The organism is Nocardioides sp. (assembly GCF_035481145.1).
Lineage (GTDB): Bacteria > Actinomycetota > Actinomycetes > Propionibacteriales > Nocardioidaceae > Nocardioides.
Genome location: NZ_DATIHB010000063.1, coordinates 1 through 11,215 on the forward strand (window position 1 = coordinate 1; position 11,215 = coordinate 11,215).

13 protein-coding genes and 1 tRNA gene are annotated in these 11,215 nt (G+C 67.4%); 13 read left to right on the forward strand and 1 reads right to left on the reverse strand.

What is annotated here, in order from left to right:
* Positions 1-59 precede the first annotated feature (59 nt).
* On the reverse strand, positions 60-1,343 hold the full coding sequence (locus VLF38_RS05160; protein WP_325270215.1) for an aminotransferase: 1,284 nt from the start codon (positions 1,341-1,343) through the stop codon (positions 60-62).
* A gap of 197 nt (positions 1,344-1,540) precedes the next feature.
* On the opposite strand from VLF38_RS05160, the gene VLF38_RS05165 reads away from it, so the two are divergent.
* From VLF38_RS05165 to VLF38_RS05225, 13 genes are all read left to right on the forward strand, one after another.
* A tRNA-Trp gene (locus VLF38_RS05165) sits at positions 1,541-1,613 on the forward strand.
* Between the two features lie 36 nt (positions 1,614-1,649).
* Entirely contained in the window at positions 1,650-1,892 is a 243-nt protein-coding gene (gene secE, locus VLF38_RS05170; RefSeq protein ID WP_107698742.1) for a preprotein translocase subunit SecE, read from the forward strand.
* 54 nt (positions 1,893-1,946) lie between these two features.
* A complete protein-coding gene (gene nusG, locus VLF38_RS05175) occupies positions 1,947-2,762 on the forward strand; it encodes a transcription termination/antitermination protein NusG (protein WP_325270216.1) in 816 nt (271 codons plus the stop codon).
* A 110-nt stretch (positions 2,763-2,872) separates the two neighbouring features.
* On the forward strand, positions 2,873-3,301 hold the full coding sequence (rplK, locus tag VLF38_RS05180; protein WP_107698744.1) for a 50S ribosomal protein L11: 429 nt from the start codon (positions 2,873-2,875) through the stop codon (positions 3,299-3,301).
* Between the two features lie 62 nt (positions 3,302-3,363).
* Positions 3,364-4,077, forward strand: a complete 714-nt coding sequence (gene rplA / locus VLF38_RS05185) for a 50S ribosomal protein L1 (protein ID WP_325270217.1) — start codon at positions 3,364-3,366, stop codon at positions 4,075-4,077.
* A gap of 154 nt (positions 4,078-4,231) precedes the next feature.
* Positions 4,232-5,065: a hypothetical protein gene (locus VLF38_RS05190; RefSeq protein WP_325270218.1), complete on the forward strand. Its 834-nt coding sequence runs from the start codon at positions 4,232-4,234 to the stop codon at positions 5,063-5,065.
* A 253-nt stretch (positions 5,066-5,318) separates the two neighbouring features.
* A complete protein-coding gene (rplJ, locus tag VLF38_RS05195; protein ID WP_325270219.1) occupies positions 5,319-5,942 on the forward strand; it encodes a 50S ribosomal protein L10 in 624 nt (207 codons plus the stop codon).
* Positions 5,943-6,022: 80 nt separating this feature from the next.
* Positions 6,023-6,409, forward strand: coding sequence for a 50S ribosomal protein L7/L12 (rplL, locus tag VLF38_RS05200; RefSeq protein WP_325270220.1), 387 nt, complete (start codon positions 6,023-6,025; stop codon positions 6,407-6,409).
* 264 nt (positions 6,410-6,673) lie between these two features.
* Positions 6,674-7,645 (forward strand): ABC transporter ATP-binding protein, encoded by a 972-nt coding sequence (locus VLF38_RS05205; RefSeq protein WP_325270221.1) that lies wholly within the window; start codon positions 6,674-6,676, stop codon positions 7,643-7,645.
* Between the two features lie 29 nt (positions 7,646-7,674).
* Positions 7,675-8,460: an ABC transporter permease gene (locus VLF38_RS05210; protein ID WP_325270222.1), complete on the forward strand. Its 786-nt coding sequence runs from the start codon at positions 7,675-7,677 to the stop codon at positions 8,458-8,460.
* Positions 8,461-8,464: 4 nt separating this feature from the next.
* Positions 8,465-9,292: an ABC transporter permease gene (locus VLF38_RS05215; protein ID WP_325270223.1), complete on the forward strand. Its 828-nt coding sequence runs from the start codon at positions 8,465-8,467 to the stop codon at positions 9,290-9,292.
* Between the two features lies 1 nt (position 9,293).
* Positions 9,294-10,574: an MCE family protein gene (locus VLF38_RS05220; RefSeq protein ID WP_325270224.1), complete on the forward strand. Its 1,281-nt coding sequence runs from the start codon at positions 9,294-9,296 to the stop codon at positions 10,572-10,574.
* Positions 10,571-11,215 (forward strand): MlaD family protein (locus VLF38_RS05225; RefSeq protein ID WP_325270225.1); only part of this gene is annotated, 645 nt, incomplete at its 3' end. The genes VLF38_RS05220 and VLF38_RS05225, both read left to right, overlap by 4 nt.

Here is an 11,215-nt window from a genome sequence, read left to right on the forward strand (position 1 = left end):
CTCTGAAGGTTCGCGCCGCCTCGGCGCACGGGTGGTGCAGGTTTGCGCCGCCTCGGCGGTCAGGCGGTCAGCTTCTCGGCCGACGCCAGCAGCACGCAGGTCGCGACGGCCTCCATCGTGTCGCGCACGGCCTCGAGGGAGGGGAACGACGGCGCCAGGCGGATGTTGCGGTCGCGCGGATCGTTGCCACCGGGGAACGACGCACCGGCCGGCGTCAGCGCGATGCCCGCGTCCTTGGCCAGCTGGACGACGCGCGAGGCGGTGCCGTCGAGGACGTCGAGCGAGACGAAGTAGCCGCCGGTCGGGTCGGTCCACGTCGCGACCTCGAGGCCGCCGAGCTTCTCCTCGAGCACGGACAGCACCGCAGCGAACTTGGGCGCGAGGATGTCGCGGTGCTTCGCCATGTGCTGGCGCACGCCGTCAGCTGACCCGAAGAACTCGACGTGGCGCAGCTGGTTGACCTTGTCGGGGCCGATCGCGCCCTTGCCGAGGTGCGTGGTGTACCAGCCGACGTTCTCCACCGAGGCCGCCAGGAACGCGACGCCCGCACCCGCGAAGGTGATCTTCGAGGTCGAGGCGAACTGGATGGGGCGGTGCGGGTGTCCCGCCGCCGAGCAGAGCCCGAGGATGTCGGCGGTCTTGGCCTCGTCCTGGGTCAGGTGGTGCAGTGCGTAGGCGTTGTCCCACAGGATCTTGAAGTCGGGCGCCGCGGTCGGCATCGAGGCGAGCCGGGCGGCGACCTCCTGGGTGACCACCGAGCCGGTCGGGTTGGCGTACGTCGGCACGATCCAGATGCCCTTGACGGAGGGGTCGGAGGCGGCGATTCGCTCCACCTCGTCCATGTCGGGGCCGTCGGCGTTCATCGCCACGGTGACGGTGTCGATGCCGAACCACTCCAGCAGCGTGAAGTGGCGGTCGTAGCCGGGGACGGGGCAGATGAAGGTGACCTTCTCCTCCTGGCCCCACGGCTTCTCCCCGTCCACAGCTCCGTGCAGCCACAGGTCGGTGAGGACCTCGCGCATCATCACCAGTGAGGCGTTGCCGCCGGCGACGATCTGCGCCGGCTCGCACCACAGCAGCTCGGCGAACATCTCCCTGATCTCGCGGATGCCCTCGAGGCCGCCGTAGTTGCGGACGTCGACCCCGTCGGCGTCCTTGTACGACGTCGGCAGCTGCAGCAGCGCGTTGGAGAGGTCCAGCTGCTCCGGCGCCGGCTTGCCGCGCGTCAGGTCGAGCTTCAGGCCGCGGGCCTGCAGCGTGTCGTACGCCGCCTTCTGCTCCGCGAGGAACGCGGCGAGCTCGTCGGGGTTGCGGTCAGCGAGAGGAGTGGTCTGCGCGGTCACGTGCCCATGTTTCCACGGGCGCGGGCACACCTCGACCCCGTGTCCGCGGACCCGTCCGGCCGTGAGGCGGTGAGGACGCGGGAGGCGGCCCCGGTTCGACATCGGATCGGCGGACCCCGTAGAGTTCCGGTTTGGTGTTTCCCACCAAAACTTCGCCATGCCCACCCACCGGGTTTGGAGGAGTCGGGCAGCATCGGAGGGCACTAGCTCAATTGGCAGAGCACCGGTCTCCAAAACCGGGGGTTGGGGGTTCGAGTCCCTCGTGCCCTGCAAAGACGCAAGCGCAGTCAGCGGAAGGTGAATGGAGTGTCGGACAACGACGCCGTGCAGGACCAGGCCCCGGCCCGGCCTCGGACGGGCCCGGTCACCTTCTACCGCCAGGTCCTGGCTGAGCTGCGCAAGGTCGTCTGGCCCACGCGCGAGCAGCTGATCACGTACTTCTTCGTGGTCCTCGTGTTCGTCGTGGTGATGATGACGATTGTGTCGATGCTGGATCTCGGCTTCGGCAAGCTGGTCTTCGCGATCTTCTCGGGTCCGGACGCCCGCTAAAGACGCCAGCATTCCCCGGCGGGTACTCCCGCCGCGGGTTCAGGAACACGAAAGATGACGGAGCAGCACGTGTCGGAGCAGTACGACGAGGCAGCAGGCGACGAGATCGTCGAGACGCCGGAGTCCGTCGACGCCGAGCAGGTCGACGTCGAGGGTGACCTCGGCGTCGAGGCCGGCGAGGGCGAGGCGCCCGAGGCCGACGCCGCTGACGAGGCCGCCGCTGACGAGGTCTCCGAGGAGTCCGACCCGCTCGAGCAGTTCCGCCGCGACCTCTGGGCCAAGCCCGGCGACTGGTACGTCATCCACACCTACTCCGGCATGGAGAACAGGGTGAAGGCGAACCTCGAGAACCGCATCATCTCGCTCAACATGGAGGACTACATCCACGAGATCGTGGTCCCCATCGAGGAGGTCGCGGAGATCAAGAACGGCCAGCGCAAGCTGGTCAAGCGCACCGTCCTTCCCGGCTACGTCCTGGTCCGCATGGACCTCACCGACGAGTCGTGGTCCGCGGTTCGCCACACCCCGTCCGTGACCGGGTTCGTCGGTCACTCGCACCAGCCGGTCCCGCTCTCGATGTCCGAGGTCGAGGACATGCTCGCGCCGGCCGTCGTGGCCGCTGCCGAGGCCGAGGCTGCTGCTGCCGGCACGCCGTCCCCGTCGGGCGCCACGCAGGCCGCGCGCAAGCCGGTGGAGGTCGCCGACTTCGACGTCGCCGACTCCGTCATGGTCGTCGACGGCCCCTTCGCCACGCTCCACGCGACGATCACCGAGATCAACGCGGAGTCGCAGCGGGTCAAGGCGCTCGTCGAGATCTTCGGCCGGGAGACCCCGGTCGAGCTCAGCTTCAACCAGATCCAGAAGGTCTGACCTTCCGGACTGGCTGATCGCCCGCTCCGCCGTACGACGGGGCAGGCGCAACGCAGGTGGCAGAGGCGTGAGGCGCCTCGCTAACGACCACGAGACAGAAAGAGATTGAAATGCCTCCCAAGAAGAAGATCGCCGCGCTCGTCAAGGTGCAGCTCCAGGCTGGCGCCGCGACGCCGGCCCCGCCGGTCGGTACCGCCCTCGGTCCGCACGGCGTCAACATCATGGACTTCTGCAAGGCGTACAACGCCCAGACCGAGGCCATGCGCGGCAACGTGATCCCTGTCGAGATCACCATCTACGAAGACCGCACCTTCACCTTCATCACGAAGACCCCGCCGGCTGCGGAGCTCATCAAGAAGGCCGCCGGCATCGCCAAGGGCTCGTCGGTCCCGCACAAGGACAAGGTCGCGAAGCTGACCAAGGACCAGGTGCGCGAGATCGCGACCACGAAGCTCCCCGACCTCAACGCCAACGACATCGAGGCCGCGATGAAGATCGTGGAGGGCACCGCCCGCTCGATGGGCGTCACGACCGACTGAACCGTGGGAGGGCCGCGCTGGCCCGCTGACCACATCTCCTCTTAACAACCGAAGGAAGAATCATGCAGCGCAGCAAGACCTACCGCGCCGCGGCGGCGTCGTTCGACAAGAACGAGATCTTCGCCCCGCTCGCCGCGATCAAGATCGCCAAGGGTGCCAGCAAGAAGAAGTTCGACGAGACCGTCGACGTGTCGATGTCGCTCGGTGTCGACCCGCGCAAGGCCGACCAGATGGTCCGCGGCACCGTCTCCCTGCCCAACGGCACGGGCAAGACCGTCCGCGTCCTCGTGTTCGCCAACGGTGACAAGGCCGACGCCGCCCGCGAGGCCGGCGCCGACTTCGTCGGTGGCGACGAGCTCATCGAGAAGGTGGCCGGCGGCTGGACCGACTTCGACGCCGCTGTCGCGACGCCGGACCTCATGGGCAAGGTGGGCCGTGTGGCCCGCGTGCTCGGTCCCCGTGGCCTCATGCCCAACCCGAAGACCGGCACCGTCACCCCCGACGTCGCCAAGGCTGTCGCCGACATCAAGGGCGGCAAGATCGAGTTCCGCGTGGACCGTCACGCGAACCTCCACTTCATCATCGGCAAGGCCTCCTTCTCCGAGCAGCAGCTCGCCGAGAACTACGCTGCCGCGCTGGAGGAGATCCTTCGTCTGAAGCCGGCCTCCTCCAAGGGCCGCTACATCAAGAAGGTCACCATCTCCACGACGATGGGCCCCGGCATCCAGATCGACCCCAACCGCACCAAGAACGTCGCGGTCGAGGACGAGGCCTGATTGAGCCGAGCGCAGACCGAGCTTGCTCGGCTCTGCCGAGGCGATTGAAGGCTGCAACGAAGTTGCTGGCCTGATCTTCGGGCTTCCTGAGAATCAGCCGCGAAGGCCCCACCCGTACGCCGGGTGGGGCCTTCGTCATGTTTGACTACCGCCCATGTCGCAACCCGTGAGCCCGGCTGCTCGTTCTCGCCGGAACGTCCTGATCGTCCTCGGTGCCCTCGCGGCGCTGGCCCTCCTCGTCGTGGCGGTGGTGGTGCTCCCGAAGCTCGGTGACGACGACGCCGCCTCGCTCGGCGGCTTCCACGAGCTCCGCAAGGACGAGTTCGCCGAGGCACTCATCGACGCGCGCGAGAAGGCCGGCTCCTGGAGCTATGTCGAGACCACGACCCTCGACGGCAAGATCAAGTCGGTCGTCGAGGGCCGGGTGACCTGGGACGGCAAGGAGGTCGGCCTCGCCTTCGCTCCGCGCGGAGCGACCGGCGGTGCCGGCGAGGCACGTCTCGTCGACGGGATCTGGTACATCAACGAGCCGCGGCTCTCCAAGACGAAGCCGTGGGCGAAGCTCACCGGTGACAACTCCCAGGTCCTGGTCGAGGCGCTCAACAACGAGGCCGACCCCCGCCGGCAGCTGGCGATCTTCGAGGACCCGGCCGGCTTCCAGGTGATCGGTGTGGAGAACGTGGGTGTGGCCGAGGCCGTGCACTACCGCGTGACCGTCGCGATCGAGAAGGTCAAGGAAGTCACCAGCAACCCGGTCGTGGGCAACCCCGGCGACAAGGCGGTCTTCGACGTCTGGGTCGACAACGAGGACCAGGTCGTCAAGCTGACCATCCCCACCGAGATCGGCGCGATCAAGTCGGAGCAGATCCGCACCTTCAGCAACTACGGAGCCAGCACCGTGATCGAGGCGCCGCCGGCTGGCCAGGTCCAGGAGACGAAGCTGACGGCGAAGACCCAGGAGAACGAGAACGAGGTCGGCAGCAACTGACCCCGTCGTACGCCGTGTGCTCCCTGCTCTGCCTCGATTTGGCGGTGCAGGGAGCGACGCGTAGGCTCTGCCACTGAAACCAGAGACCGCCGGTCGTCTCCCTGCCCAGCAGGGTGACCGAAGGTTCCGCGAAGCGGATGACCTGCGCAGGATTCGGAGCGAGGATCTCACGATCCACACACGCCCTGAGCGCCTGCGCCAGGGCGTTTTTCGTTGCCGGGCGGTGGTCTCGCACCAATTCAGAAGGAGACCCATGGCACGGGCAGACAAGGCAGCCGCTGTTGCCGAGGTCGTTGACACGTTCAACGCCTCCAACGGCGCCGTCCTGACCGAGTACCGCGGTCTCTCCGTTGCGGAGCTGCAGACCCTGCGGCGCTCGCTCGGCGAGAACGCTGACTACGCCGTGGTCAAGAACACGCTGGCCCTCATCGCCGCCCGTGAGGCGGGCATCGAGGGTCTCGACGACCTGCTCACCGGTCCGACCGCGATCGCCTTCATCAAGGGCGACGTCGTCGAGGCGGCCAAGGGTCTGCGTGACTTTGCCAAGGCGAACCCCGCCCTTGTCATCAAGGGCGGCGTCCTGGACGGCAAGCTTCTCGAGGCCTCCGAGGTTGCCAAGCTGGCTGACCTCGAGTCCCGCGAGGTGCTGCTCGCCAAGGTTGCCGGTGCTCTCACCGCCACCATGGCCCAGGCGCTCTACGCGTTCAACGCCCTGCCGTCGAAGACCGCGCAGCTTGCTGCCGCTCTCGAGGCCAAGGCCGCGAACGACCCCTCGATCCTCGCAGGTGGTGCCGGTGCCCCGGCCGCTGCCGAGGAGACCCCGGTTGCCGAGGAGGCCCCCGCGGCCGACGACGCGACCGAGTCCGCTGACGCCTGATCCTCGGGCTGACGCACCACACCACCTGAAACCCGGCCCGCTCCGACACCGGAGCGAGTCATTGAGAAAGGACCGCCATCATGGCGAAGCTCACCACCGCCGAGCTGCTTGACGCGTTCAAGGAGCTGACCCTCATCGAGCTCTCCGAGTTCGTGAAGGAGTTCGAGGAGACCTTCGGCGTCACCGCCGCTGCTCCGGTCGCCGTTGCTGCTGCCGGCGGCGCTGGCGCCCCGGCCGCCGAGGCTGCCGAGGAGAAGGACTCCTTCGACGTCATCCTCGAGGCCGCTGGCGACAAGAAGATCAACGTCATCAAGGAGGTGCGCGCGATCACGAACCTCGGTCTCAAGGAGGCCAAGGACCTGGTCGAGGCAGCCCCCAAGGCGATCCTCGAGGGCGCTGACAAGGCTGCCGCTGACAAGGCCAAGGAGGCGCTCGAGGGCGCCGGTGCCACCGTCACCGTCAAGTGACGCTGATTCTCTGAATCGCACCTCGTTGGCTCCTGAGCCAGCTGATCGGGCGGTCACCCTTCGGGGTGTCCGCCCGATCGTCATTTGCCGGTGTCTGCGGTGTGGGAGCGCCCGAACTTGTTACCGACGAGTACGAATCCTGAGATTGGCGTGACGCCCGCCACGAAAGGCCGTAACTTTGCGCACACGGTCACGTTGACTGCAGCGTGGGGACGTCGGCTCCGGCCGGTGCACCAGGTCGCACGTTAAGGAAGAGGAACCCTCATGGGTGTTGACATCAAGATCGAGCATCTGACGAAGTCGTTCGGCAAGCAGCTGATCTGGAACGACGTCACGCTGACGATGCCCGCCGGCGAGATCTGCGTCATGCTCGGCCCGTCCGGCACCGGTAAGTCGGTCCTCCTGAAGACCCTCATCGGCCTCCTCAAGCCTGACCGGGGCTCGGTCATCATCGAGGGCACCGACATCGCCAACTGTTCGGAGAAGGACCTCTACGAAGTCCGCAAGCTCTTCGGCGTCCTCTTCCAGGACGGCGCGATGTTCGGCTCGATGAACCTCTTCGACAACGTCGCGTTCCCGCTGCGTGAGCACACCCGCAAGTCGGAGTCCGAGATCAAGCGGATCGTCCTCGAGAAGATGGACCTCGTCGGCCTCATCGGCGCGGAGTACAAGCTCCCCGGTGAGATCTCCGGCGGTATGCGCAAGCGTGCCGGTCTGGCCCGTGCGCTCGTGCTCGACCCCGAGATCCTCCTCATCGACGAGCCCGACTCCGGTCTCGACCCGGTGCGCACCTCCTTCATCAACCAGCTCTTCGTCGACCTGAACGCGCAGATCGAGGCGACGTTCATGATCGTCACGCACGACATCCACTCCGTGCGTGTGGTCCCGGACCAGATCGGCCTGCTGTACCACAAGCACCTGGCCATGTTCGGCCCGCGCGAGATGCTGCTGTCGTCGGACGAGCCGGTCGTGCGCCAGTTCCTCAACGCGCAGACCGTCGGCCCGATCGGCATGTCCGAGGAGAAGGACGCCGACCAGCTGGCCGCCGAGAAGGACATGGACCTTCCGCCGCTGCCGCCGATCCCGCTCCAGCTCGAGACCTCCAACGGCATCCCGCGCAAGTCGCAGCGGCCGCCGGGCGAGTGGTGCCGCCTCAACGGGGTGACCCCGCCGCCGGGCTCGTTCCGGGCGGATTCCATCCTCGCCGCGAACGCCTCGGCGAAGGGAGAGGCCTGATCAGCCCCACCCGCTGATCAGAGACAGCCATGGCAGCGCTCACCGCTTCCAGGGCTCTCGCGCCTATCGGTTCGGCAGGCAAGCTCTTCGCGTTCGCGCTGGATGTTGCACGGGGGCTGTTCCGACGACCGTTCCAGACTCGGGAGTTCTTCCAGCAAGCATGGTTCATCGCCTCGGTGACCATCGTTCCGACCGCGCTCGTCGCGATCCCGTTCGGAGCGGTGATCGCCCTGCAGGTCGGTGGCCTCATCGCGCAGTTCGGTGCGCAGTCCTTCACGGGTTCGGCCGCGGTCCTCGCGGTCGTCCGTGAGGCTGGCCCGATCGCGACCTCGCTCCTCATCGCCGGCGCCGGCGGCTCCGCGATCGCGGCCGACCTCGGCGCGCGCAAGATCCGCGAGGAGCTCGACGCGATGATGGTGCTGGGCATCGACCCGATCCAGCGCCTGGTCGTGCCCCGGGTGCTGGCCTGCATGCTGGTCGCGGTCTTCCTCAACGGCCTGGTCAGTGTCGTCGGTGTGGCCGGTGGCTACGTCTTCAACGTGATCCTCCAGAACGGCACACCAGGCGCCTACCTGGCGAGCTTCACCGCGCTCGCCCAGCTGCCCGACCTCTGGCAGGGCATGCTGAAGGCTCTCGTCTTCGGCCTGATCGCGGCGATCGTCGCGTCGTACATGGGGATGAACGCCGGAGGTGGCCCGAAGGGGGTCGGCGACGCGGTCAACATCTCCGTCGTCGTGACCTTCATGCTGCTCTTCGTCGTCAACTTCGTGATGAGTGCGCTCTACATCCAGCTCATCCCCCCGAAGACAGGCTGAGCGCATGGGGACCCTCCTCGCGCTCCCGCAGCGCTTCTTCTCGTTCCTCGACCACCTCGGCTCCGAGCTGGCCTTCTACCTCCGCGCCCTCGCGTGGACCCCCGTGGTCCTCAAGCGCTGGTCGCGCGAGATCCTCCGCCTGCTCGCCGAGGTCACGCTCGGCACCGGCGCGCTGGCAGTCATCGGCGGCACCGTCGGGGTCATCGTCTCCATGTGCTTCTTCACCGGCACCGAGGTCGGTCTCCAGGGCTATGCCGCGCTCAACCAGCTCGGCACCGGTGCGCTGACCGGCTTCGTGTCGGCGTACTTCAACACCCGTGAGATCGCCCCGCTCGTCGCCGGCATCGCGCTCGCTGCGACCGTCGGCTGCGGCTTCACCGCACAGCTCGGTGCCATGCGGATCTCTGAGGAGGTCGACGCGCTGGAGGTCATGGCGATCCCGTCGCTGCCCTTCTTGGTGACCACGCGCATCCTCGCCGGCCTCGCCGCGATCGTTCCGCTGTACGTCGTCGGTCTGCTGTCGTCGTACTTCGCGACGCGACTGGTCGTCACGCAGGGCTACGGACAGAGCGCGGGCACCTATGACCACTACTTCCACGCCTTCCTGCCGCCCGGCGACGTGCTGTGGTCCTTCGGCAAGGTGCTGGTCTTCGCCGTCGTCGTCATCCTGATCCACTGCTACCACGGCTACACCGCCTCCGGTGGTCCGGCCGGCGTCGGCGTCGCGGTCGGCAAGGCCGTGCGTACGTCGATCGTGGCGATCAACGTCCTCGACCTGATGCTCTCGATGGCGATCTGGGGAGCCTCCACGACCGTCAGGTTGGCGGGCTGACATGGGCATCCTGCGCAGTCACCGCCTGATCGGCCTGGTCTTCCTGCTGCTGATGGCAGCCTCGCTCTGGTTCACCTATGCGATCTTCAGCCAGAAGTTCACCGACTTCGAGCCGGTCACGCTCAAGTCCTCGAACATCGGGCTCCAGATGCCGCAGCGCGCCGACGTGAAGTACCGCGGCGTGATCGTGGGCCAGGTCCGCGACTTCAAGCCCTCGGGCAACGGAGCCGAGCTGGAGCTCGGCATCTATCCCGACAGCATGAAGACGATCCCGGCCGACGTCACGGGCGCGATCCTCCCCAAGACCCTCTTCGGCGAGAAGTACGTCTCGCTCGAGAGCGAGGGTGGGGAGACGAGCAAGAGCCTGCAGCGCAACGCGGTCATCGGGCGTACAGCGGTCTCCACCGAGGTGGAGAAGGTGCTGTCCGACCTGCTGCCGCTGCTGCGCGCGGTCAAGCCCGAGCAGCTCAACTACACGCTCAACGCGATGGCGACGGCGCTCGAGGGCCGAGGCACCAAGCTCGGTTCTGGCCTGGCCAACCTCGACGCCTACCTCAAGCGGTTCAACCCCGAGGTCGACGACCTGCTCGTCGACATCCGCCAGACCGCCCGGGTGTCCGACCTCTACGCCGACGTGCTGCCCGAGATCGCGACGATCCTGCGCAACAGCGTCCGCACCGGCAACACGCTCAAGACGCGCGAGGCCAAGCTGCAGAAGCTCTTCGTGGACGTGGGAGCGTTCTCCGACACGGCGCGGAGCTTCCTCGCGGCGAACGAGAAGAACATCATCCGTCTGGGCGAGCTCTCGTCGGTCCAGCTCCGGCTGCTGGCGAAGTACTCCCCGCAGTACGCCTGCTTCCTGCAGGGCATGGTCACCCAGGAGAAGCAGATCCGTCAGACGTTCCGCGGCCACATGCTCCACATCAACGCCGAGCTGCTCCCGCACCAGCCTCGCGGCTGGGACACCCGCGACCTCCCGGTCAACGGCCTGGTCAACGACCCGACGTGCATCACGCTGCCGGCCGACGTCAACGACCAGTCGAACCCCTGGACCGCCGTTCCCAACTTCAACGACGGCGTCGAGGTGCCGACGGGCAAGGGCACGGCCCGTGTCGCGCCCGGCACGAGCGCCTTCACGTCGTACGCCGGCACCTCGGCCGAGGCGGAGGCCCTGCGGGTCCTGCTCGGGCCGGTCGTCGGGTCCGACTCCGCGTCCGTGCCCGACGTCGCCCTGGTGATGCTGGCGCCGATGGCGCGTGGTGCGGAGGTGAGTGTCCGATGAGCCGCAAGGGACTGGACAAGAAGACCGTCGGCGACCTCGTCCGGCTCAGCATCTTCATGGTCATCACGGCGATGGCGACCGCTCTGCTGGCGGCCACCATCGGCAACCTCGGCTTCGAGCGCACCCGGGAGTACTCCGCGGTCTTCTCCGACGCGACCGGTGTCTTCAAGGGCGACGACATCCGGCTCGCGGGCGTCAAGGTCGGCACGGTCAAGAAGATCGACATCGTCGACCGCACTCGCGCCCGCGTGACCTTCACCGTCCGCAACGAGACCCCGTTGACCGAGGCCTCGCACCTCACGGTGCGGTTCCGCAACCTGGTCGGCCAGCGCTACATCGCGGTCACGCAGGAGTCGGGTGACACCGGCAAGCTCGCCGAGGGCAGCACGATCCCGCTCGACCACACGACCCCCGCCCTGGACCTGACCGTCCTCTTCAACGGCTTCAAGCCGCTCTTCGCCGCGTTGTCGCCGCGCGACATCAACAAGCTCTCCTACGAGATCGTCCAGGTCTTCCAGGGTGAGGGCGGCACGCTCGAGGGACTGCTCGCCTCCACCGCGTCGGTCACCAAGACCCTCGCCGACCGCGACCAGGTGATCAGCGCACTGATCGAGAACCTCAACGACGTGCTCGTCCACATC

Excerpts from the sequence above, each read along its gene's own strand:
- VLF38_RS05220 (WP_325270224.1), top strand. The coding sequence starts at position 9,294 with ATGGGCATCCTGCGCAGTCACCGCCTGATCGGCCTGGTCTTCCTGCTG.
- rplK (WP_107698744.1), top strand. The coding sequence starts at position 2,873 with ATGCCTCCCAAGAAGAAGATCGCCGCGCTCGTCAAGGTGCAGCTCCAG.
- rplA (WP_325270217.1), top strand. The coding sequence starts at position 3,364 with ATGCAGCGCAGCAAGACCTACCGCGCCGCGGCGGCGTCGTTCGACAAG.
- nusG (WP_325270216.1), top strand. The coding sequence starts at position 1,947 with ATGACGGAGCAGCACGTGTCGGAGCAGTACGACGAGGCAGCAGGCGAC.
- VLF38_RS05205 (WP_325270221.1), top strand. The coding sequence starts at position 6,674 with ATGGGTGTTGACATCAAGATCGAGCATCTGACGAAGTCGTTCGGCAAG.
- VLF38_RS05215 (WP_325270223.1), top strand. The coding sequence starts at position 8,465 with ATGGGGACCCTCCTCGCGCTCCCGCAGCGCTTCTTCTCGTTCCTCGAC.
- rplL (WP_325270220.1), top strand. The coding sequence starts at position 6,023 with ATGGCGAAGCTCACCACCGCCGAGCTGCTTGACGCGTTCAAGGAGCTG.
- VLF38_RS05190 (WP_325270218.1), top strand. The coding sequence starts at position 4,232 with ATGTCGCAACCCGTGAGCCCGGCTGCTCGTTCTCGCCGGAACGTCCTG.
- VLF38_RS05210 (WP_325270222.1), top strand. The coding sequence starts at position 7,675 with ATGGCAGCGCTCACCGCTTCCAGGGCTCTCGCGCCTATCGGTTCGGCA.
- rplJ (WP_325270219.1), top strand. The coding sequence starts at position 5,319 with ATGGCACGGGCAGACAAGGCAGCCGCTGTTGCCGAGGTCGTTGACACG.